Here is a 21,172-nt window from a genome sequence, read left to right on the forward strand (position 1 = left end):
CCCCCTGGGCGTCATACGCCAGACCGGAAAAAAAACAAAGCCCTATCCGGAAGAGTATCGAAAAAAAGAAGCCGTGGAGACCGCCCGGGCGCGCCGGGCGGGGCCGGAGCCCACGGCGCGCAGCAGGGGCGCAGGCGGGCCCGCTACTTCCCCTTGGGCCGGAAGAGCAGGCCGCGGTCCACGGCGTCCTTGCCGAACTTGTCGCGGATGATGTCCATGGCGCGGTCCAGCCGGGCCAGTTCCTCGGCGCGGGCCTGGTCCGGGTCGGGCAGCAGGGAAAGCTGGCGCTGGCCGTGGCCGAAATTGGACACCCCCAGCCCGATGAGCCGCACGGGGCGTTCCAGGCGCGTTTCGCGCAACAGGGCCCGCCCGGTCTCGAAGATCAGGGCGGTCACGTCGGTGGGCTCGGCCAGGGTGCGGCTCCTGGTGTGCAGGGCGAAGTCGCTGTACTTGAGCTTGAGGGTCACGGTGCGCCCCGCCAGGCCGCTGCGGCGCAGGTCGCGCCCCACGCGCTCGGCGTGGGCCAGCAGCCAGCGCGCCAGCAGGGCCTTGTCCGTGGTGTCGCGGTCCAGAGTGGTTTCCGCGCTGGACGACTTGGGCTCGTGGTGGGGCACGACCGGGGAATGGTCCTCCCCCCGGGCGCGGGCGTGGAGGCTCTCGCCGCGCTCGCCCAGGCGCCGGGTCCAGAACTCCGCGCCCCGGGCCAGCACGTCGCCCACCGTGCGCACGCCCAGGCGGGCCAGCTCCTGGCCCGTGCGCGGCCCCACGCCGGGGATGCGCCCCACGGGCAGGTCGTGCAGGAACGCCGCCACGTCCTGCGGCTCCAGGATGAACATGCCGTCGGGCTTGTTCGCGTCCGAGGCGATCTTGGCCAGGAACTTGTTGGGCGCGATGCCCACCGAACAGGTCAGGCCCGTGGCCTCGCGCACCCGCGCCCGCAACAGCTCGCCCACCACCGGCGGCGGGCCGAACAGGCGCTGCGTGCCCGTGAGGTCCACATAGGCCTCGTCCACCGACACCTGCTCCACCAGGGGCGAGACCTCGCGCAGCAGGGCCATGACCTGCCGCGACACCTCGCTGTAGCGCCCCATGCGCCCGCGCACCACCACCAGCTGCGGGCACAGGCGCCGGGCCTGGGCCATGGGCATGGCCGAGCGCACCCCGAAGCGCCGGGCCTCGTACGACGCGGCGCTGACCACGCCGCGGTGCTCGCCGCCGCCCACGGCCACGGGCAGCCCGCGCAGGGCGGGGTTGTCGCGCTGCTCCACCGAGGCGAAAAAGGCGTCCATGTCCAGGTGCATGATCACCCGGGGGTGGACGGGCCCCGGGGGCGGCCCGGGCGGGGAGGCGGGGGGTCTGGCGGCCATGGCCTGTGGTCCTACAAGCGCGCGGCGGGGTCAAGTGCGCTTGACAGCTCGCCCTGGGCCGCCCGGGGAGGCCCGGCCCTGGCCGCCGCGAGCCCCGAAACGCCGCCGGGCGGCCCCGGCCGGAAAACGCACGACGGCCCGCGCGGCAGTGCCGCGCGGGCCGTCCGGAACCTTGTGGCGACGAGGCTACTCGGCCTTCTTCTCGCCCTCGGGCTGCGCCGCAGGGGCAGCCTCGGGGGCCGGGGCGGCCTCGGGCGCGGCGGCGGGAAGCTCCAGGTCCACGGCGGCGGCGTTCAAGGCCGCGATGATGGCGTCGGTGGCGTCGGTGGCGCCGTCGAAGGACAGCACGTTCTCCTTGTTGAGGATCACGGCCACGCCGTTCTTGGCGCGGTAGTCCTCCATCACCTTCTGGAAGGCCTCGTCCAGCTTGGTGGCGATGCGCGTCTGCTCGCCGACCATCTTCTGCTGGATCTCCTGGTAGCGCGCCTGGAACTTGGCCACGGCCTCGGCGTCGGGCTCGCTCTTTTCGCCCTGCAGGGTGCCCTGCATCTCGGTCAGCTCCTGCTGCAGGCCCTGGCCCAGGGTGCGCAGGTAGTCGCCGCCCTGGACGCAGGCTTCGCAGGTGGTGAAGACCTTGTTGGGGTCGAGCACGGCCACACCGGCGGCGCCCTTCTGCTGGCAGCCCGCCAGGGAGGCCGCAAGCACCAGCGCGGCGGCCAGGGTCACGATGACATTTTTCATCAAATGCTCCGGAAGGTTGGGGGTTGCTCCGCCCCGGGCCCCGGGGGCCGGGCGCGGGCGTGAGGGGGCCATGATTACCCCCCCTGGCCCGACAATGCAAGGCCCCGGGGCGGGCGGGGGAAATTGCCCGCCGCCCCCGCCCGTGCTATGGGCGGGGTCCATCCTGTTTCACGGAGCCGACCATGCCGAGTGCCGGAATCGTCATCTGCGGGGCGGGCGTGCTGGGCCTGACCGTCGCCAGGGAACTCGTGGCCCGGGGGGCCGACGAGATCCTGATCCTGGAGAAGGAAGAGCGCCTGGGGGCCCACGCGTCGGGCCGCAACTCCGGGGTGCTGCACGCAGGCATCTACTACGCCCCGGGCTCGGCCCGCGCCCGGACCTGCCTGGAAGGCAACCGGCTGATGCGCGCCTATTGCGCCGAGCGCGGCCTGCCCCTGGCCGGGAGCGGCAAGGTCATCGTGGCCCCGGACCCCGCCCAGCTCCCGGCCCTGGAGGAACTGCACCGCCGGGCCCTGGCCAACGGCAGCCCCGTGGCGCTCCTCGACGAGCAGGAGCTGGCCGAGCTGGAGCCCCACGCCCGGACGGCGGGCCGGGCCCTGCATTCGCCGCTCACAGCGGTGGTCGATCCGCGCGCGGTGCTGGCGCAGATCGCCCGCGAGCTGACCGCCAGCGGCAAGGTGCGCATCCTCACCGGCTGCCGGGTGGCGGGGCCGGCGGGGCCGGGCGCCCTGGCCACCTCGCAGGGACGCGTGGGCTACGCGCGGCTGCTCAACTGCGCCGGGGCCCACGCCGACACCCTGGCCCACGCCTTCGGCCTGGGGCGACGCTTCGCCATGGTGCCCTTCAAGGGCTGCTACCGCAGGCTGCGCCCCGGGCGGGCCGGGCTGGTGCGCGGCAGCATCTACCCCGTGCCCGACCCGCGCACCCCGTTCCTGGGCGTGCATTTCACGCGCGGCGTGGCGGGCGACGTGTACATCGGCCCCACGGCCACCCCGGCCCTGGGCCGCGAGAACTACGGGCTGCTGCGCGGGCTGGACGCCGAGGCCCCGCGCATCCTGTTGCGCGGCGCGCGCATGCTGCTGGGCAACGCGCAGTTCCGCGCCCTGGCCCGCGAGGAGCTGCGCAAGTACCTGCCGCGCCATTTTTTCGCCGACTGCGCACGGCTGGTGCGCGGGCTGACCCCGCAGGACCTGGAGCCCAGCCCCAAGGTGGGCATCCGCCCCCAGCTGGTGGACACGGCGACCCAGGCCATGGTCATGGATTTCCTGGTGGAAAGCGACGGGCCCACCGTCCATGTGCTCAACGCCATATCCCCGGCCTTCACCAGCTCCATGGCTTTTGCCCGGATGCTGTGCGACGGGCATTTCACGGCGTAGGCCCCGGCGGGCCGACTGTTGCGGGAATCAAGATTCGCAGGCCCCCCGGGCACCGCGAAAGGCAGGGTGGCGGGAAAATCCAGGACGCGCGGCGTCCCCACGCCTGCGGAAGCGGCCTGGTTTTTCGCTGACGCAGCAGGCCGCCGCCCTGGGGCGTCCCGGCTAGGGGATGGCCCCGATCTCGCGCAGGTAGCGCTCGGCTCCGGGGTGCAGGGGCACGGGCAGACCCACGGCGGCCCGCTCCGGCGCCATGGCCCGGGTGGCGGCGTGGATCTCGTGCAGCATGTGCAGGTTCTCGAAGATGGCCCGGGTCACGGCGTAGACCACGTCCTCGGGCAGGGAGGCCCGGCAGGCCAGGAAGTTGGGCTGGGCCACGGTCCGCACGTCGGCGTCCTGGCCGGGGTAGGTTCCGGCGGGAATCACGTAGCGGTTCCAGATGGGGTAGCGGGTGCGCAGGGTCGCAAGCTGGGCGTCGGTGAATTCGAGGATGCGCACGCCCTCGGGCCCGAGCTGGCCAAGGAGCATCCCGATGGCCGGGATGGGCGGCCCGGCGGGGGTGTTGGCCCCCGCGAGGCGGTTGTCCAGCATGGCCTGCACGGCGGGCACATAGCCCAGGTGCTCCATGGTCAGGCCGCTCGTGTCCAGGCCCAGGGCCTCCAGGATGGCCCGGCCCGAGCCCTCGGAGCCCGACTCGCGCTTGCCGATGGCAAAATGGCCGCGCAGGCCGCCCAGGTCGGCGATGGTGCCCGTGGCCGCGAAGCGCGACAGCAGCACGAAGTGCTCCACGTTCTCCCAGAGCATGGTCACGGCGCGGAAGTCCTGGAACGGCGCGCCCTGGTAGGGGCCCTCGCCGTTGTAGGCCTGCTGGCCGTACAGCCCCTGGAGCAGGGCCAGGTCGGCCCGGCCCTCGCGCAGCAGGCGCAGGTTCTCGGCGGACCCGGCGGAGCTCATGGCCCGGGCCGAGACGCCCAGCCCCCCGGCGAGCTTCACGCTGATCAGCGCGCCAAGGCCCACGCCCACGGGGTGGAAGGTGCCGTCCATGGTCGCCGTGGCAATGATCAGATCGCGGTCGTCGGCCCACGCCCGGACAGGCCCCAGGCACAGGCCGCAACAAAGGACCAGGAGCAACAGTCTCGCCGGCACGTCCACCTCCTTGCTTTCCCCGGTACTCCGGCCCGGCCCGCAAGGGCTGGCCCGGTCCAGGCAGGATACCCAAAGCCGGGGAGCCGCGCAAAGGGAAATCGGACTTTCCGGGGCGCAGGGGCGGGCCCGGGCCAGGGGCCGGAGTCAAGCGGCGCGCCCCGCCCCCTGCGCCGCATGCCTCCCCGTCCGCCCGCCCTCCGGGGCTGCCCCGTGTGCCCGCGCCCGCCGCTGGCCTGTTGTTTTTGCACCGCGACAATGATAGGGCATGACGCAGGACACACGACCGCCCCTCCCGCCGTCAGGCCAGGGCCGTTGGCGTCCCCCTCATCACAGACAAGGAGCCAAGCATGGACTGCATCACCGAGAAGAAGGGCGCTTTCCTCGTCGTCCGGGTCAATGGGCGCATGGACGCCGTCACCGCCCCCGATTTCGAGAAAATCTGCGCCGAGGCCATCGACACGGGCGAGACCGCCCTGGTGGTGGACCTGGGCGGCCTGGAATACATTTCCTCCGCCGGGCTGCGCGGCATCCTGGCCACGGCCAAGAAGCTCAAGGCCTGCCAGGGGCGCATCGCCTTCGCCAACCTCTCGGGCATGGTCCAGGAGGTGTTCGCCATCTCGGGCTTCACGGCCATGTTCTCGGTGTACAAGACCGTCGAGGAAGCGACGGGAGCCTAGGGCACCGTGGCGACCCTGCGCCTGCCCGCCGCCCTGGACCGGCTCGACCAGTACCGGGAGTTCGTGCTCGGCTGCGCCCGCGAGGCGGCCCTGCCCGCAGACCGCGAGGGCAAGCTGGAGCTGATTCTCGAAGAGCTGCTGGTCAACGTCGCCCGGTACGCCTACCCGGACGGCCAGGGCGAGGTGGAGCTCTGCTGCGGCGCCGACCCGGGCCGCTTCGTCCTGGTCATCCGCGACTGGGGCCCGCCCTTCGACCCCCTGGCGGCCTGCACGCCGGACCTGGACGCCGGGGTGGACGAACGGCCCATCGGCGGGCTGGGCATCTTCTTCGTCCGCCAGATGGCCGACGGGCTGGCCTACCGCCGCGAAGACGGGGCCAACGAGCTGACCATCCACTTCGACTTGCCCCGCTGAGGGCAGAACGCACCAAGGCCCCGGGAGCGCGCGCTCCCGGGGCCTTGTCGCGTCCATTGGCCGGGCGCGGGCAGCCGGACCGGGGCTGCGCAAACGCGGGCGGCGCGGGCTCAAAGCTGCCCTGCGCCAGCGCCCACAGGGCTGGCCGTGGGGCGCGGGCGGCCCGGGCCGGGCCCCCTCCCTGCCGCGCGGCGGCAAAGGCCACCCCGCGCGCCGCAGCGCGCCGTCCATGGCGGCCATGCCGCCGGTGCGTCCACCCGCCAGCGGCGGGCGTCAGGCGGCCACCAGTTCGCGGGCCGTCTGGCAGTCGATGCAGAACCGGGCCTGGGGCCGGGCCTTGAGCCGGGCCAGGCCGATGTACTCGCCGCAGTCCTCGCAGTAGCCGAAGCCGGGAGCCTTGAGCTTGTCCAGGGCGCGCAGGATCTCCCGCAACTCGCGGGTCTCGCGCTCGCGCAGGATCACGTTGCAGTGCACCTCGGCCAGCATGGTGGCGCAGTCGTTTTCGTCAGGGCAGCTGCGCACGGCGATGGACAGCTCGCGCCCCCCGAGGAACGAGAGCTTCTCTTCCAGATAGGTACGGATTTCCAGTTTGTCGTCGGCGGTCATGGCAATCCTCCTGGGGTTGAGTCCTGCCATGGGTAGCCGCCGCGGGTTACGAACTGATGATGGCGCGCCGACTTCCACGCGACGGCGCAAGGAAAGGGGGCGGCCCGTGCGGGCCGCCCCCTCCCCGTTCGCGCCCGGCCCCGCGCCGGGCTACAGGAAGCGGATCTCCGCCCGGGCGGTGTCCGCGCCCTTGGGGGTCACGGCAATGCGCACCTTGCGCTCGAAGAGCTTGGCGATGCCGTTCAGGATGCCCTCGAAGTAGGTGAACAGGGCGCGCTTGGAGTGGTAGTTCATGATCAGCACGTCGCCCTTGTCCTCGTAGGAGAAGCGCGGCGGGGTGATGCCCGGCTCCTCGCGGGTCAGTTCGGCGTGGGTGCGGTTCATGTTCAGGTAGAAGTCCTTGAGATCCGTGGTCTTGAAATAGCGGCGGTAGAGCTTCTTGAACTCCGTGGGCGTGTAGTAGCCGAACTCGTAGAGCACCTTGCCCGGCTCCAGACCCTTGCGCGCGGCCACGATCCCGGCCATCTGCTCCATGACCTTGTCGGGATAGCTGCGGTTGGCCAGGAAGGTCGGGCGGCCCATCTCCTCGACCATATGCTCGTAGACGGCCTCGCCGTACTGCTTGCGCACGAAGTCCTGCATCATCTTGGGCAGGATGCCGCGCATCTCGGTGGCGGACTGGGCCAGCCGGGCGCCGCCCGAGCCAAGCAGTTCCTCGAAGAGCTGTTGCAGCTCGGCGGCCAGCCCGGCCAAGTCCTTGACGGCCTTGGAGGCCGCGGCCATGCCCTCGGCGGTGTCGCTGGCCACGGCGTTGACCTCGTCGATGGCCCGGTTGATCTCCTCGGAGGCGGCGGACTGCTCCTCGGAGGCGGCGGCGATGCTCTGGGCCTGCCCGGAGCTGTCGTCCACCAGGGAGACGATCTCGCCCAGGGCCGCGCCGGATTCCCCGGCCAGCCCGGTGGCCTCCTCCACGGCGTGGGCGGCCTCCTCCATGCTCTTCTGGTTGTCCCGGGCGGCCTGCTGGATGGCCCGGATGGACGTGCCCACCTCCTGGGTGGCGTGCATGGTCTTCTCGGCCAGCTTGCGCACCTCGTCGGCCACCACGGCGAACCCGCGCCCGGCGTCGCCCGCCCGCGCGGCCTCGATGGCCGCGTTGAGCGCGAGCAGGTTCGTCTGGTCGGCGATGTCGCTGATGACGGTCATCACCTGGCCGATGGCTTCGGCCTGGGTGCCCAGGCGGCCCATGTTGCCGCGCAGCTCCTCGGACAGGGCGCTGACCTTGCCGATGGCCGCCACGGCGCGCTGGACCACGTCGGCCCCGGCCAGGGCCCGGGTGCGGGCCGAGGCCGCGCCGTCGGCAGCCGCCGAGGCGTTGCGCGCCACTTCGAGCACCGTGGCGTTCATCTCCTCCATGGCCGTGGCCGTCTCGGCCACGCGCTCCTGTTGCAGGCGCGTGCCGTGCCCGGCCTCCATGACCTGGGAGGCCAGCCCCTCGGCGGAGTAGGCCACCTGCGCGGAAATGCTGAAGGCGCGGTTGGCCGTGACGCGCAGCTTGTCCAGGGTGGCCTGGGAGCCCGCTTCGCGCTCGCGGCACTGCCCCAGATCGGCCTGCATGGCCTCCAGACGGGCCCGCAGGCCCGCGGCCTCGGCCTCGGCGGCCTGGGCGCGCCCGGCCAGGGCCTGGGCCATGGCCGCCACGGCGTCGTGCAGCGCGTCCAGGGGCGCCCCGGCGGGCCGGGGGGCGTCCAGGGTCTGGGCCCGGCCCTGGGCCACGGCCCGGGCGGCCTCGCCCAGGGCCCGGGCGGGCTCGCCCACGGCCCGGCGCACCACCAGCCCCAGGGGCAGCGCGGCCAGGGCCACCGCCGCGCCAGCGGCCAGGGACAACGCGGCCAGGGCCCCCGCGCCCTGGTCCAGCCCGAGGGCGGCCAGGGCACCGGCCCCGGCAACAAGGACGCCAGCGGCGAGACAGACGAGAAGAACGCTTCGAGACAGATGCATGCAGTGCCTTCCTTCTACAGAGCGGATGTCGTGGTGTTCCCGCGCGGCAACGAGACGGGCGCGCAGACCCTCAGCCTGCACAGGCTAGCACCGCGCGCCCCAAACATCCAGGGCCCGCAGGCGGCGGAAGAAAATTTTCCGGGTCGGTCAGCCACCGGCCAGACAGGCCAGCAGGGCGGCCTCGATGGCGCGCAGGCGCTCGTGGCCGTCGGCCTTGCCGCCTGCGGCCTCGCGCACGTAGAACACGTCGGCCACGCGGTCGCCGTAGGTGGCGATCTTGGCCATGGACACCGACAGCCCCAGGCCATGCAGGGCGGTGCCCACATCGTAGAGCAGGCCCAGGCGGTCGGCGGCGGTGATCTCGATGACGGTGTGGAAATCCGAGGCCGCGTTGTGGATGGCCACCTCGGGTTCGATTTCCAGGGACTTCGGCGCCGTAGGGGCGTTGCGCTTTTCGCGGATGCGCCAGTCCAGGTCCAGGCGCCCGCTCATGGCCCCGCGCACCGAGGCCCCCACCCGCGACCACAGGTCATCCGGGTTCAGGAATTCCGGCGGGTCGGACACGGTGAACACGTCCACCACCGTGGCGTCGCGCCAGGCGAAACACTGGGCCGAGACGATGTTCACCCCGTGCAGGGCCAGCACCCCGGCCAGGGTGGCGAACAGCCCCGGGGTGTCCATGCCCGCGATGGCCACCTCCCAGCAGCCGCTGTCGGCCAGCTCGCTGGCCTCCACGGCCACCACCCCCGTGCCGCCGCGCCCGCCGGGGCGCACGCGCTCGGCCTCGGCCACCATGCCCCGCAGGCGGCGCACCAGCCCCATATGCCGCACCACGGCCTCGGGCGTGGCCGTGAGCAGGTAGCGCTGGGGCATGAGTTCGAGCAGCTCCTCCACGGCCTGGGGCGCGAAGGCCCCCGCCGCCCGGGCGCGCACGGCCTCGCGCATGTCGCCCAGGGCGCGCACGGCGTCGGCGCTGGCCAGCCGCCCCCCGCGCAGGATGTGCAGGATCTTGGCGTACAGTTCCCACAGCAGACTGGCCGCCCACGGCTTCCAGACCCCCGGGCCCGTGGCCGTGGCGTCGGCGAAGGAGAGCAGCATGAGCATGCGCAGGCGCTGTTCGCCGCCGACCACCCCGGCGCAGGCCGCGACCACGGCCTCGTCGCCCAGGTCGCGGCGGGTGGCCGTTTCGTAGAGGGTCAGGTGTTCGCCCACCAGCACGGCCACATCGGCCACCAGCTCCGGCTCCAGGCCCCAGCGCTCCAGCAGGGCCGTGGCGATGGCCCGGCCCTTGCGGGAGTGCCCACCGCCCAGGCCCTTGCCGATGTCATGCAGCAGCGCGCCGAGCATGAGCGCCAGGCGCCGGGGCGCGGGCAGCTCGTCGCGCAGGGCGGCGAAGGCGCGGCCCGGGCCGTCCAGGGGCCCCTCCAGCAGCTCGATGGCCCGCAGGGTGTGCTGGCCCACGGGGTAGATATGGTAGGTGTCGAACTGCACCAGGTCCTGCACGCGCCCGAACTCGGGCAGCAGCGCGCCCAGGTAGCCCGTTTCCAGCATCTGGCCCAGGGCCGGGGCCGCGCCGCCCGAGGCGAGCACGTCCAGCAGGCCCTGCACCGCGCCGGGGGCGTCGCGCAGGCGCTCGCGCACCAGATGCAGGTGCCCGGAGACGAAGCCGCGTGCCTCCCAGGACAGGGGCAGCTCCGAACGCGCGCTGTAGACAAAAATGTCAGACAAGACCTGGGGCTCGCGCGGGTAGCCGCCGGGCACGTCGAAGTGCAGCTGCCCCTCGCGCTCGACCACGCCCGGGCCCAGGGTCCGCACGGGCCGGGCGCCCCGCCCGCCCCCGGCCCCGGGCAGCCCGGCCCAGAAGGCGGCGTGCAGGGCCTTGATGCCCGCCATGTCGCGGTGCAGCCGCCCCAGGAAGCGTTCCACGGCCAGGGAATCGGGCCCGTCCTCGTAGCCCAGGGCGGCGGCCACGCGCGGTTGCAGGGCCAGGTGCAGGCGGTCGTTGCGCCGCCCGCTGGCGTGGTGCAGCAGGTTGCGCACGCGCAAAAGCAGGCGCTGGGCGTCGGCCAGGAAGTGGGCCTGGGCCTCGGTGAGCCGCCCGGCGCGCAGCAGTGCGTCCAGGGTGCCCGCGCCGTGGTGCACGCGGCCCAGCCAGAGCACCTGGTGGATGTCGCGCAGGCCGCCCGCGCCCTGCTTGAGGTCGGGCTCCAGCAGGGTGCTGGAGTCGCCATGGCGCGCGAGGCGTCCGGCGTTTTGCGCCGCCAGCCAGCCGGTGAAGGCCCGGGCGCGCGGGCCATGGGCCTTGGCGGCCAGGGTGGCGCGCAGCCCGGCCAGCAGGTCCGCGTCTCCGGCCACAAGGCGGGCGTCGAGCAGCGAGGCCATGACCTCGAAATCCGTGCGCGCCAGGGCCACGCACTCCTTGACGCTGCGAAAGCCGTGGCCCAGGTCCAGCCCCAGGTCCCACAGCGGGTAGAACAGGGCCTGGGCCATGTCCAGGGCCTGGGCCGGGATGCGCCCCCGGCACAGCACGAGGATGTCGATGTCCGAGTGCAGGCACAGCTCGGAGCGCCCGTAGCCGCCCACGGCCACCAGGGCCAGCCCGCGGCCCGGGCCCGGCGCCGCGCCCCGGGGCCAGACCTCGGCCACCCGGGCCTGGAAATAGGCGTCCATGAGCGCCGAAAGCTCAAGGGTGAAGCGGCGGCCCGCGCCGCCGGAGGGAATCTGCGCCGCCAGGGCCTCGCGCCCCGCGCGCAGGGCCGAAGCGGCCCGGGAATCCGTGGCCTTGGGCATGGCCCTCCCGTGCGGGGCGTACCCCGCCGCGTGTGTCGTGAAAGGCCCCCGCGCCCGGGCGGACGCGGGGGCCACAAGTCCTGATGACGACCCGCTGACGGCGGGCCGGGGCCTAGACGGCCTCGTTCCCGGTTTCGCCGGTGCGGATGCGCACCACGTCATCGACGGTGGAGATGAATATCTTGCCGTCGCCGATCTGGTTGGTGCGCGCGGCCTTCTGCACGGCCGCCAGGGCCGGGGCCAGCATGTCGTCGGCCACGACCACCTCGATCTTGACCTTGGGTACGAAGTCCACCTGGTACTCGGCGCCGCGGTAGACCTCCTTGTGCCCGCGCTGGCGGCCAAAGCCGCGCACGTCGCTGACGGTCATGCCCTGGATGCCCAGTTCCGTCAACGCGGCCTTGACCTCGTCGAGCTTGAACGGCCTGGTGATGATCTCGATCTTCTTCATATCCGTGAACTCCTTGGATGTCCGGTATAGTCCATGACGATGTGCCCGGGCAAGGGCCGCCCGGGCCGGGCCGGGGCTAGATCTGGTAGCCCGCCTCGCTGTGCTGGCTCACGTCCAGGCCGTTCATTTCGTCCTCGTGGCTCACGCGCAGGCCCATGAGGGCGTCCACGACCTTGAAGAGCACGTAGGACACGGTGAAGCAGTAGGCCCAGGTGGCGACCACGGAAAGGAATTGGATCCAGAGCTGGCCGGGGTTGCCGGAGAGCAGGCCGCTGGCGCCGCCCACGGATTCCACGGCGAAGATGCCCGTGGCCAGGGCGCCCCAGGTGCCGCCCACGCCGTGGATGCCGACCACGTCCAGGGAGTCGTCGTAGCCCAGCTTGCTCTTGAGCATCACGCCGCCGTAGCACAGGGCGCCGCCCACGAAGCCGATGGCCAGCGCGCCCATGGGTGTCACGAAGCCCGCAGCGGGGGTGATGGCCACCAGGCCAGCCACGGCGCCCGAAGCGGCGCCCAGGGTGGTGGCCTTGCCGTGGTGCATCTTTTCCACCAGCAGCCAGCCGATGAGCGCGGCGGCGGTGGCCACGTGGGTGGTCACGAAGGCGTTGGCGGCGGCGCCGTTGGCGGCCAGGGCGCTGCCCGCGTTGAAGCCGAACCAGCCGAACCACAGGATGGCCGCGCCGGTCAGGGTCATGGGCAGGTTGTGCGGGATGATGGGCTCGGTGCCGTAGCCCTTGCGCTTGCCGATGACCAGGGCCGCAGCCAGGGCCGCCGCGCCGGAGCTCATGTGCACCACGGCGCCGCCCGCGAAGTCCAGGGCGCCCATGGCGCCCATCCAGCCGCCGCCCCAGACCCAGTGACACATGGGGCTGTAGACGAAGATGAGCCACAGGATGGAGAAGACCACGAAGGGGCCGAATTTGATGCGCTCGGCAAACGCGCCGGTGATCAGCGCGGGGGTGATGACCGCGAACATGCACTGGAAGATCATGAACAGCAGGTGGGGCAGGTTCGAGGTCGGGCCGCCGGGCTCCATGCCCACGCCAGCGAGGAAGAGGTAGTCCAGCCCGCCGATGAGCCCGCCGACATCGGTGCCGAAGGCCAGGGTGTAGCCGACCACCACCCAGACGATGGTGGCGACGCCGAGCATGGCGAAGCTGTGCATGGCCGTGCCCAGCACGTTCTTGGCCCGGGCCATGCCCGCGTAGAAGAGGGCCAGCCCCGGGGTCATGAACATGACCAGAGCGGCACAGATCAGGATGAAGGCGGTATCCGCAGCGTTCATGCGCGTCTCCTCGACATGAGTGTTGACGTGAAAGGTTGATTTGTCATTTTTTACGTTTTTGTAACCATTGCATCAGAAGTAATTCTCGTTTTTGTCAAAAAATACGATTTATTCCGCTCCCCGCATTCCCCTCCCATCCCTTTGAATTTCCTTGCTTCGTCAGCCCTGCTCCGGGCCGCCCCCCTCTGCCGGATGCACAATTCCAGCAAAAGCGGGGCCAACACGGCCCAAGGCGGCACGCCCCCGCGCGGGCCGGGCCGAAAACGCTTGCCTTGCCCGCAAAATTCCATCAAAGTCCCCTCTTCCGAAAACCAAGCGACCCCCGGCCCGGCCATGAGCAGCACCCAACACCGCTATGTGAAGACCTACCCCGTTTCCTGGGAGCAGTTGCACCGCGACGCCAAGGCCCTGGCCTGGCGCCTGGCGGAGCTCGGCCCCTGGGAGGGCGTCGTGGCCATCACCCGGGGCGGGCTGGTTCCGGCCTCGGTCATCGCGCGCGAGCTGGAGCTGCGGCGCATCGACACGGTGTCCGTGTCCAGCTACGCCTGGAAGGACCAGGGGCAGCCCGAGGTCCTCAAGCCCTGCACGGCCACCGGCGACGGCGCGGGCTGGCTGGTCATCGACGACCTGGTGGATACCGGCAGAACCTTGCGCGTCCTGCGTGAGATGCTGCCCCGGGGGCATTTCGCCACCGTCTACGCCAAGCCCCAGGGCAAGCCCCTGGTGGACACGTTCATCACCGAGGTCAGCCAGGACACCTGGATTCTCTTCCCCTGGGACGCCGAATCCCGGTTCGTGCCGCCCATCGTCAAACTGCGGGAAAACGGGGACGCGTAGTCCCCGGGTCATGGCCCCCGTCCCGGCATTCCGGCCTTGCCCCACAGGCGGCAGGTAGGATACGGGAGGGGGGAAACGTCATCATTCTTTTGGAGGAAACAATGCGCGGATTCCGGCTCATCGCCCTGATGCTGTGTCTGGCCGCCCTGCCGCTGCTCGCCGCCTGCGGCGAGGACAAGGCCGAAACCAAACCCGCCGCCCAGGCTCCCGCCGAGGCGGCCCCCGCTGCGGAGCCCCAGGCCGCTCCCGCCGCCCCCGCCCAGGGGGAGGACGCCCGCATCGGCTTCATCTACGTTTCGCCCACGGGCGACGCGGGCTGGTCCTACTCCCACGACGTGGCCCGCAAGGTCATCGCGGACATGCCCGGCGTGTCCACCTCCTTCGTGGAGTCCGTGCCCGAGGGCCCCGACGCCGAAGCCATCATCCGCGACATGGCCCAGAAGGGCTTCAAGGCCATCTTCGCCACCAGCTACGGCTACATGGATTCCATGGAAAAGGTCGCCAAGGACTTCCCGAACGTCGCCTTCATGCACTGCTCGGGCTACAAGACCGGCCCGAACATGAGCGCCTATTTCGGCCGCATGTACGAGGCGCGCTACCTCTCCGGCATGGTCGCCGGGGCCATGAGCAAGTCCGGCAAGCTGGGCTACGCCGCCGCCTTCCCCATCCCCGAGGTCATCCGCGGCATCAACGCCTTCGCCCTGGGCGCCCAGGCCGTGAACCCCGCCGCCGAAGTGCGCGTGGTCTGGACCAAGACCTGGTACGACCCCGCCAAGGAGAAGGAAGCCGCCAAGAGCCTGCTCGACGTGGGCTGCGACGTCATCGCCCAGCACCAGGACTCCCCCGGCCCGCAGGAGGCCGCCCAGGAGCGCGGCGTCTACTCCGTGGGCTACCACACCGACATGACCGCCTTCGCCCCCAAGGCGCACCTCACCGCGCCTATCTGGAACTGGGCCCCCTTCTACAAGGACGCCGTGGAGCAGATCCTCGCCGGCACCTGGAAGCACGGCTCCTACTGGCCCGGGCTGGCCGATGGCACCGTGGACCTCGCGCCCTTCGGCGAGATGGTGCCCCAGGACGTGCGTGACATGGTCCTGGCCAAGAAGCAGGAGATCATCGACGGCAAGTACAAGGTCTTCAGCGGCCCGGTGTTCGACCAGGCGGGCAAGGAGATGGTGCCCGACGGCCAGGTGGCCGCCGACGAGGCGCTGCTCGGCATGACCTGGTTCGTCAAGGGTGTCGTGGGCACCACCGAATAGGCGCCGATGTTCGGGCTCGCCGTCACAAGGAGAATGGAGCCCCCGCGCTGGGGCTCCATTTTCATTTTTCCCGCCGCCCTGGCCGTGTCGCTGGGCGTGAGCTGCCTGCTGCTCGCGGCCCAGGGCAAGGCCCCGCTCCAGGGGCTGGCCATGCTCTGGTCCGGCGCCTTCGGCGCGTGGCACGCGGTGGAAAGCACCCTGCTCAAGACCGTGCCCATCTTCCTGTGCTCCCTGGGCGTGGCCGTGACCTTCCGCATGCAGGTCTGGAACATCGGGGCCGAAGGCCAGTTCGCCCTGGGCGCCGTGGGCGCCACCTGGGCGGCGCTGACCTTTCCGGGGCTGCCCGGGGTCCTGCTGCTGCCGCTGATGTTCCTGTGCGCCGCCGCGGCGGGCGGGGCCTGGGCCGCCGTGCCCGCGTGGCTCAAGCTGCGCCTGGGCATCAACGAAATCATCACCACCTTGATGTTCAACTACATCGGCATCCTGGTCCTGGAATACCTGGTCTACGGCCCGTGGAAGGACCCGGCCAGCTTCGGCTTCCCCATGACCAGCCAGTTCGTGCCCGCCGCCGTGGTCGGCCATTTCCCCGGCACGCGTCTGCACTGGGGCCTGGCCCTGTGCGTGGTCTGCGCCGTGGGCCTGTGGGTGCTGCTCACGCGCACGCGCCTGGGCTTCGAGCTCAAGGCCAGCGGCGAGAGTCTGCGCGCCGCGCGCTACGCGCGCATGCCCTACAACACCCTGGTGCTGCTGGTCATGGCCCTGTGCGGCGCCCTGGCCGGATGGGCCGGGCTGCTGGAAGCCTCGGCGGTCACCGGGCGGCTGCAACCCAGCCTGATGGTCGGCTACGGCTTCACGGCCATCGTGGTCGCCTGGCTGGCGCGTTTGTCCCCGGCGCGCATCGCGCTGTTCTCGTTCTTCCTGGCCGCGCTGCGCGTGGGCGGCAAGAACGTGCAGCTGGAGCTGGGCGTTCCGGCGGCCTTCAGCGACATCATGGAAGGACTCATCCTGCTCACCGTGCTGGCCGGGCAGTTCTTCAACAGCTACCGCCTGCGCCCCGCCCGGGCCCGGGCGGCCAAGGAAAGCTGACATGGAACTGGCGCTGATCATCCCCCTGCTGGCGGCGGCCATCCAGTCCGGCACGCCCATCCTCTTCGCCACCCTGGGCGAGATGTTCACCGAGCGCGCCGGGGTGCTCAACCTCGGCGTGGAAGGCATGATGATCGTCGGCGCCCTGGCGGCCTTCCTCACGGCCCAGGCCACGGGCTCGCCCTGGCTGGGGCTGCTGGCGGCGGGCTGCGCGGCGGCCCTGGTGGGCGGGCTGCACGGGGTGGTCTGCCTGCACTTTCTGGGCAACCAGACGGTCTCGGGCCTGGCGCTGACCATCTTCGGCGTGGGCCTGGCCAACTACCTGGGCACGCCCTTCATCGGCCAGAGCGCCCCGGGCTTCGAGCCCTTCGCCGTGCCGGTGCTCTCGGCCATCCCCGTCCTGGGCGACGTGTTCTTCCGCCACGACGCCCTGGTCTACCTGTCCTTCGCCCTGCCCCCGCTCTTCTGGCTCTTCTGGCACCGCACCCGCCCGGGCCTGAGGCTGACCGCCGCCGGGGAATACCCCCGGGCCGCAGCCGCGGCGGGGCTGAACCCCGTGGCTCTGCGCTGGGCGGGCGTGCTGACGGGCGGCTTTCTGGTCGGCCTGGGCGGGGCCTACCTGTCCCTGGCCTACACCCACCTGTGGACCAACGGCATGACCGCCGGGCGCGGCTGGGTCGCCGTGGCCCTGGTCATCTTCGCCTTCTGGCGCCCGGGGCGGGCCATGTTCGGAGCCTACCTCTTCGGCGGGGTCATGGCCTTCCAGCTGCGGCTCCAGGCCTCGGGCACCAACGTGCCCTCCTCCTTCCTGCTCATGCTGCCCTACGCGCTGACGGTGCTGGCCCTGGTCCTGTCGGCCCTGCGCGGGCGCGGCGCCAGCTCCAGCGCGGCCCCGGCGGCCCTGGGCGTGAACATCGAGCCCGAGGGATGACGCCATGACCCAGCCCGCCGCATCCACCTCCGCCCCCGCCGCGCCCCAGCCCCTGGTCCGCCTGGAGGGCATCGGCAAATCCTTCGGGCCCGTGCAGGCCAACCAGGACATCACCCTGGACATCCACGCGGGCCGCGTGCTGGCCCTGCTGGGCGAAAACGGCGCGGGCAAGTCCACGCTCATGAGCATGCTCTCGGGTGTGTTTGCACCCGATGCCGGGCGCATCCTGCTCGACGGCGCCCCGGTGCGCCTGCGCTCCCCGCGCGAGGCCATCGCCGCAGGCATCGGCATGGTCTACCAGCATTTCATGCTCGTGGGCCGCATGACCGTGGCCCAGAACGTGCTGCTCGGGCGGCACAAGGGCCTGCTGGTGCGCCCGCGCGACATGGAGCGCCGCGTGGGCGAGCTGGCCGCGCGCTACGGGCTGGGCATCGACCCGCGCGCGCGGGTGGCCGACCTGTCCATGGGCGAGCGCCAGCGCGTGGAAATTCTCAAGCTGCTCTACCGCGACAGCCGCGTGCTCATCTTCGACGAGCCCACCGCCGTGCTGACGCCCACGGAAACGGCCCAGCTCTTCGCCGCCCTGCGCGAGATGACCCGCCAGGGCAAGGCCATCGTCTTCATCAGCCACAAGCTCGAAGAAGTGCTCGAAGTGGCCGACACGGTGGCCATCCTGCGCAAGGGGCGCATCGTGGACACCGTGGCCCGCGCCGCCGTGACCTCCAAGCACGATCTGGCCCGGCGCATGGTCGGGCGCGAGGTGCTGCTGGAGATCGAGCGCTCCGAGGCGCCCCTGGGCGAGGCGGTGCTGGAGCTGGAAGGCCTGGCGGGCAACGGGCTGGACGGGCTGGACCTGACCTTGCGCCGGGGCGAGATCGTGGCCGTGGTCGGCGTGGCGGGCAACGGACAGAAGGCCCTGGTGGACACCGTCACCGGGCTGGCGGCCCCGGCTGCGGGCGAGGTGCGCGTACAGGGCCGCCCGTGGGCCGATTTCTTCCGCGATCCGCCGTGGAACGGCGCCGTGGCGCACATCCCCGAAGACCGGCTCGGCATGGGCACCTGCCCGGAGCTGGACCTGGTGGACAACGTGCTTTTGACCACGCGCAAGGGCTTCGCGCCCGGGCTGTTCCTGGACAAGAAGAGCGCCCTGGGCGCCACGCGGGCCATCATCCGCCGCTTCCACGTCGCGGCCCACGGGCCCGAGGTCCGCGCGCGCCAGCTCTCGGGCGGCAACCTGCAAAAGCTGGTGCTGGGGCGCGAGTTCTTCCGCAAGCCCCGGCTCATCGTGGCCGAGCAGCCCAGCCAGGGGCTGGACGTGGCCGCCACCGAGGAGGTCTGGCACCGGCTGCTCAACGCGCGCATGCAGGCCGGGGTGCTGCTGGTCACCGGCGACCTGAACGAGGCCCTGCAACTGGCCGACCGCGTGGCGGTGATGTTCCGCGGGCGGTTCATGGCCGTGCTGGACGTGGCCCAGGCCCGGGACATGGAAAAAATAGGCCTGCTCATGGCCGGGGTGGCCGACGGAGCCGACACCCGGGCGTAACCGCCCGGGAAGGAAAAGATAATCCATCCCCGGCCCGACCAGGGCCACGGGCGGAAGAACCTCCGCCGGGGCTTGTCAATCACGGCCCGGGTGGAGTAGTTGAATTCATTCGGGAATAAGGCCCCGGCGCCGCGCTGGCCGCGGCGGGCCGGGCAGCCCTGCGCAACCGGGCGCGCAACCCTGCGCGGCCCCACAACCTTGGAGGAGTCAACCATGCTGAAACGGATTTTCCTGGCCCTCATGGCCGTGGCCGTGCTGGCCACCGGCGCCCAGGCCAAGACCATCACCTTCGCTGCCGACTGCACCTGGCCGCCCATGGAGTTCATGAGCGAGGCCAAGCAGTGCGTGGGCTTCGCCCCCGACCTGGTCCAGGCCATGGCCAAGGCCGGCGGCTTCACCGCCGAAATCCAGAACACCGCCTGGGACGGCATCTTCGCGGGCCTGGCCGCCGGCAAGTACGACGCCATCTCCTCCTCGGTGTCCATCACCGAAGAGCGCAAGCAGGCCATGGACTTCTCCGACCCGTACTTCGAGGTCAAGCAGGGCGTGGTGGTCAAGGACGGCTCGGCCATCAAGACCGAGGACGACCTCAAGGGCAAGGCCGTGGGCGCCCAGATCGGCACCACCGGCTTCTTCGCCGCCCAGCGCATCGTGGGCGACAGCGCCAAGTCCTATGACGAAGTGGGCCTGGCCATCGCCGACCTGGCCGCCGGGCGCCTCGAGGCCGTGATCTGCGACGACGCCGTCGCCGCCGACTACGCCCTGACCAACCCCGAGTACGCCAAGTCCCTGGCCCTGGGCTTCATGATCGTGCCCGAGTCGCCCGAGTACCTGGGCTTCGCCGTGCAGAAGGGCGACGCCGAGACCGTGGCGACCATCAACGCGGCCCTCAAGGCCGTGAAGGACAGCGGCGAGTACGACACCATCTTCAAGAAGTGGTTCGGCAGCAACTAGCCGCCCGCCCAACATGCGCGCCCCCGGCCCTGCCGGGCCGGGGGCGCGGCACCCTGCGAGACGCACATGGCTGACAAACCCCAGGCCAAGATTGATGTCACCGACGGCGCGGCCATCCCGTCCGCCAAGGACAAGGGCCTGCTCTCCGCATGGTGGGTGTCCATCATCGGCGCCGTGGCCACCATCGCCCTGCTGTCGCTGTCCGACAACCCGGCCTATTTCGCTTCCCTGAAATTCCTGTTCCCCGACGGCATCATCGTGACCTTCAAGGTCACGGTGTTCTCCATCATGCTGGCGCTGGTGCTCGGGCTCATCACCGGGCTGGGGCGCATCTCCCACAACCGGGCCTTCAACCTCGTGGCCTCGACCTATGTGGAGGTCATCCGCGGCATCCCGCTGCTGGTGCAGCTCTTCTACATCTATTTCGCCCTGGGCCACGTGTTCCGCGACCTGCCGCGCCTGGACGAGGCCATGGAGATGTTCCAGCACTGGCCGTATTTCGCGGCCTACGCCATGGCCCACACCTGCGACTTCCTGAAGAACATGCCGCCGCTGGTGGCCGCCGTGGCGGCCATGGGCTTCTGCTACGGGGCCTACATGGGCGAGGTGTTCCGCGCGGGCATCGAGTCCATCGACAAGGGCCAGACCGAGGCCGCCCGGTCCCTGGGCTTCGACCGCCGCCAGACCATGTTCCTGGTGGTGCTGCCCCAGGCCTGGCGGACCATCCTGCCCCCCGTGGGCAACGAATTCATCGCCCTGCTCAAGGACAGCTCGCTGGTCTCCATCCTCGCCGTGGCCGACATCCTGCGCCGGGGCCGGGAATACGCCAGCGTGAGCTTCAACTATTTCGAGGCCTACACCATGGTCGCCCTGGTGTACCTCGTCATCACCCTGCTGCTCTCCAAGGGCGTGAGCGCCATGGAAAACAGGCTGAACTACTATGACCACCGCAACTGAGCCCATCATCCGGATCAAGAACGTCCACAAATACTTCGGCCAGTTCCACGCCCTGGCCGACGTGAGCCTGGACATCGCGCGCGGCGAGAAGGTCGTCATCCTCGGGCCCTCGGGCTCGGGCAAGTCCACGCTCTTGCGCTCCATCAACCGCCTGGAGGAGATCAACTCCGGGAGCATCGTGGTGGACGGGGTGGACGTGGGCGCGCCGCAGACCGACATCAACAAGGTCCGCCAGGAACTGGGCATGGTCTTCCAGAGCTTCAACCTCTTTCCGCACAAGACCGTGCTCCAGAACCTGACCATGGGCCCCATCCGCCTGAAGAAGATCCCGCGCGCCGAGGCCGAGAAGACGGCCATGGCCCTGCTGACCAAGGTCGGCATCCCCGACAAGGCGGGCACCTACCCCAAGCTGCTCTCCGGCGGCCAGCAGCAGCGCGTGGCCATCGCCCGCGCCCTGGCCATGAGCCCCAAGATCATGCTCTTCGACGAGCCCACCAGCGCCCTGGACCCCGAAATGATCGGCGAGGTGCTCGACGTGATGGTCACCCTGGCCCGCGAGGGCATGACCATGGTGGTGGTGACCCACGAGATGGGCTTCGCCCGCGAGGTGGCCGACCGCGTGGTGTTCATGGACTACGGGCGCATCGTGGAAACCGGCACCCCCGAGCACTTCTTCACCAACCCGCGCCACGAGCGCACCCGGCTGTTCATGCAGCAGATCCTCTAGCCCGCGCGGGGCACAGGGCCGGGAACGCAC

At 71.1% G+C, this 21,172-nt stretch carries 19 protein-coding genes; 11 read left to right on the top strand and 8 right to left on the bottom strand.

Features of this window, described 5'->3' with window-relative positions; all coding sequences use genetic code 11:
• Positions 1-143: 143 nt before the first annotated feature.
• Complete coding sequence (locus G495_RS0108040; protein WP_483782836.1) at positions 144-1,367, bottom strand: DNA polymerase IV; 1,224 nt, start codon at positions 1,365-1,367, stop codon at positions 144-146.
• A gap of 186 nt (positions 1,368-1,553) precedes the next feature.
• Positions 1,554-2,108, bottom strand: a complete 555-nt coding sequence (locus tag G495_RS0108045; protein ID WP_028587393.1) for an OmpH family outer membrane protein — start codon at positions 2,106-2,108, stop codon at positions 1,554-1,556.
• A 182-nt stretch (positions 2,109-2,290) separates the two neighbouring features.
• Here G495_RS0108045 and lhgO point away from each other — a divergent pair, with 182 nt between their 5' ends.
• Positions 2,291-3,484, top strand: coding sequence for an L-2-hydroxyglutarate oxidase (gene lhgO / locus G495_RS0108050; protein WP_028587394.1), 1,194 nt, complete (start codon positions 2,291-2,293; stop codon positions 3,482-3,484).
• 162 nt (positions 3,485-3,646) lie between these two features.
• Here the strand turns inward: lhgO and G495_RS0108055 are convergent, their stop codons facing one another.
• The gene (locus G495_RS0108055) at positions 3,647-4,627 is read right to left on the bottom strand and encodes a TAXI family TRAP transporter solute-binding subunit (RefSeq protein ID WP_051445188.1); all 981 of its coding nucleotides are present in this window, start codon (positions 4,625-4,627) and stop codon (positions 3,647-3,649) included.
• A gap of 347 nt (positions 4,628-4,974) precedes the next feature.
• Here G495_RS0108055 and G495_RS0108060 point away from each other — a divergent pair, with 347 nt between their 5' ends.
• Both G495_RS0108060 and G495_RS0108065 read left to right on the top strand, forming a co-directional pair.
• The gene (locus G495_RS0108060) at positions 4,975-5,304 is read left to right on the top strand and encodes an STAS domain-containing protein (RefSeq protein ID WP_028587396.1); all 330 of its coding nucleotides are present in this window, start codon (positions 4,975-4,977) and stop codon (positions 5,302-5,304) included.
• A 6-nt stretch (positions 5,305-5,310) separates the two neighbouring features.
• Positions 5,311-5,718 carry an ATP-binding protein gene (locus tag G495_RS0108065; RefSeq protein ID WP_028587397.1) on the top strand — a complete coding sequence of 136 codons (408 nt, stop codon included), beginning with the start codon at positions 5,311-5,313 and terminating at the stop codon, positions 5,716-5,718.
• Between the two features lie 273 nt (positions 5,719-5,991).
• Here the strand turns inward: G495_RS0108065 and G495_RS18260 are convergent, their stop codons facing one another.
• From G495_RS18260 to G495_RS0108090, 5 genes are all read right to left on the bottom strand, one after another.
• Positions 5,992-6,324: a TraR/DksA family transcriptional regulator gene (locus G495_RS18260; protein WP_035251402.1), complete on the bottom strand. Its 333-nt coding sequence runs from the start codon at positions 6,322-6,324 to the stop codon at positions 5,992-5,994.
• 150 nt (positions 6,325-6,474) lie between these two features.
• Positions 6,475-8,322 (bottom strand): methyl-accepting chemotaxis protein, encoded by a 1,848-nt coding sequence (locus tag G495_RS0108075; protein ID WP_051445189.1) that lies wholly within the window; start codon positions 8,320-8,322, stop codon positions 6,475-6,477.
• Between the two features lie 147 nt (positions 8,323-8,469).
• On the bottom strand, positions 8,470-11,112 hold the full coding sequence (glnD, locus tag G495_RS0108080) for a [protein-PII] uridylyltransferase (RefSeq protein WP_028587399.1): 2,643 nt from the start codon (positions 11,110-11,112) through the stop codon (positions 8,470-8,472).
• A 112-nt stretch (positions 11,113-11,224) separates the two neighbouring features.
• Positions 11,225-11,563: a P-II family nitrogen regulator gene (locus tag G495_RS0108085; protein WP_028587400.1), complete on the bottom strand. Its 339-nt coding sequence runs from the start codon at positions 11,561-11,563 to the stop codon at positions 11,225-11,227.
• Positions 11,564-11,639: 76 nt separating this feature from the next.
• A complete protein-coding gene (locus tag G495_RS0108090; protein WP_028587401.1) occupies positions 11,640-12,848 on the bottom strand; it encodes an ammonium transporter in 1,209 nt (402 codons plus the stop codon).
• A 333-nt stretch (positions 12,849-13,181) separates the two neighbouring features.
• On the opposite strand from G495_RS0108090, the gene gpt reads away from it, so the two are divergent.
• From gpt to G495_RS0108130, 8 genes are all read left to right on the top strand, one after another.
• The gene (gene gpt / locus G495_RS0108095) at positions 13,182-13,685 is read left to right on the top strand and encodes a xanthine phosphoribosyltransferase (RefSeq protein ID WP_028587402.1); all 504 of its coding nucleotides are present in this window, start codon (positions 13,182-13,184) and stop codon (positions 13,683-13,685) included.
• A 101-nt stretch (positions 13,686-13,786) separates the two neighbouring features.
• Entirely contained in the window at positions 13,787-14,944 is a 1,158-nt protein-coding gene (locus G495_RS0108100; RefSeq protein ID WP_028587403.1) for a BMP family ABC transporter substrate-binding protein, read from the top strand.
• Between the two features lie 6 nt (positions 14,945-14,950).
• Positions 14,951-16,030 carry an ABC transporter permease gene (locus G495_RS0108105; RefSeq protein WP_028587404.1) on the top strand — a complete coding sequence of 360 codons (1,080 nt, stop codon included), beginning with the start codon at positions 14,951-14,953 and terminating at the stop codon, positions 16,028-16,030.
• A gap of 1 nt (position 16,031) precedes the next feature.
• Positions 16,032-16,961, top strand: coding sequence for an ABC transporter permease (locus tag G495_RS0108110; protein WP_028587405.1), 930 nt, complete (start codon positions 16,032-16,034; stop codon positions 16,959-16,961).
• Between the two features lie 4 nt (positions 16,962-16,965).
• Complete coding sequence (locus tag G495_RS18265) at positions 16,966-18,504, top strand: ABC transporter ATP-binding protein (protein ID WP_051445190.1); 1,539 nt, start codon at positions 16,966-16,968, stop codon at positions 18,502-18,504.
• A gap of 213 nt (positions 18,505-18,717) precedes the next feature.
• Positions 18,718-19,458 (top strand): basic amino acid ABC transporter substrate-binding protein, encoded by a 741-nt coding sequence (locus tag G495_RS0108120; RefSeq protein WP_028587406.1) that lies wholly within the window; start codon positions 18,718-18,720, stop codon positions 19,456-19,458.
• Between the two features lie 66 nt (positions 19,459-19,524).
• The gene (locus G495_RS0108125; RefSeq protein ID WP_028587407.1) at positions 19,525-20,415 is read left to right on the top strand and encodes an amino acid ABC transporter permease; all 891 of its coding nucleotides are present in this window, start codon (positions 19,525-19,527) and stop codon (positions 20,413-20,415) included.
• On the top strand, positions 20,399-21,142 hold the full coding sequence (locus G495_RS0108130) for an amino acid ABC transporter ATP-binding protein (RefSeq protein ID WP_028587408.1): 744 nt from the start codon (positions 20,399-20,401) through the stop codon (positions 21,140-21,142). The genes G495_RS0108125 and G495_RS0108130 overlap by 17 nt, the downstream gene beginning before the upstream one ends.
• The last annotated feature ends 30 nt before the right edge of the window (positions 21,143-21,172 follow it).

The sequence above is a fragment of the Desulfocurvus vexinensis DSM 17965 genome (assembly GCF_000519125.1).
GTDB lineage: Bacteria > Desulfobacterota > Desulfovibrionia > Desulfovibrionales > Desulfovibrionaceae > Desulfocurvus > Desulfocurvus vexinensis.

Bases quoted from the DNA above. Each gene is read 5' to 3' on its own strand.
- G495_RS0108040 (WP_483782836.1), bottom strand. From the start codon at position 1,367: ATGGCCGCCAGACCCCCCGCCTCCCCGCCCGGGCCGCCCCCGGGGCCC.
- G495_RS0108045 (WP_028587393.1), bottom strand. From the start codon at position 2,108: ATGAAAAATGTCATCGTGACCCTGGCCGCCGCGCTGGTGCTTGCGGCC.
- lhgO (WP_028587394.1), top strand. From the start codon at position 2,291: ATGCCGAGTGCCGGAATCGTCATCTGCGGGGCGGGCGTGCTGGGCCTG.
- G495_RS0108060 (WP_028587396.1), top strand. From the start codon at position 4,975: ATGGACTGCATCACCGAGAAGAAGGGCGCTTTCCTCGTCGTCCGGGTC.
- G495_RS18260 (WP_035251402.1), bottom strand. From the start codon at position 6,324: ATGACCGCCGACGACAAACTGGAAATCCGTACCTATCTGGAAGAGAAG.
- G495_RS0108075 (WP_051445189.1), bottom strand. From the start codon at position 8,322: ATGCATCTGTCTCGAAGCGTTCTTCTCGTCTGTCTCGCCGCTGGCGTC.
- glnD (WP_028587399.1), bottom strand. From the start codon at position 11,112: ATGCCCAAGGCCACGGATTCCCGGGCCGCTTCGGCCCTGCGCGCGGGG.
- G495_RS0108085 (WP_028587400.1), bottom strand. From the start codon at position 11,563: ATGAAGAAGATCGAGATCATCACCAGGCCGTTCAAGCTCGACGAGGTC.
- G495_RS0108090 (WP_028587401.1), bottom strand. From the start codon at position 12,848: ATGAACGCTGCGGATACCGCCTTCATCCTGATCTGTGCCGCTCTGGTC.
- gpt (WP_028587402.1), top strand. From the start codon at position 13,182: ATGAGCAGCACCCAACACCGCTATGTGAAGACCTACCCCGTTTCCTGG.
- G495_RS0108100 (WP_028587403.1), top strand. From the start codon at position 13,787: ATGCGCGGATTCCGGCTCATCGCCCTGATGCTGTGTCTGGCCGCCCTG.
- G495_RS0108105 (WP_028587404.1), top strand. From the start codon at position 14,951: ATGTTCGGGCTCGCCGTCACAAGGAGAATGGAGCCCCCGCGCTGGGGC.
- G495_RS0108110 (WP_028587405.1), top strand. From the start codon at position 16,032: ATGGAACTGGCGCTGATCATCCCCCTGCTGGCGGCGGCCATCCAGTCC.
- G495_RS18265 (WP_051445190.1), top strand. From the start codon at position 16,966: ATGACCCAGCCCGCCGCATCCACCTCCGCCCCCGCCGCGCCCCAGCCC.
- G495_RS0108120 (WP_028587406.1), top strand. From the start codon at position 18,718: ATGCTGAAACGGATTTTCCTGGCCCTCATGGCCGTGGCCGTGCTGGCC.
- G495_RS0108125 (WP_028587407.1), top strand. From the start codon at position 19,525: ATGGCTGACAAACCCCAGGCCAAGATTGATGTCACCGACGGCGCGGCC.
- G495_RS0108130 (WP_028587408.1), top strand. From the start codon at position 20,399: ATGACCACCGCAACTGAGCCCATCATCCGGATCAAGAACGTCCACAAA.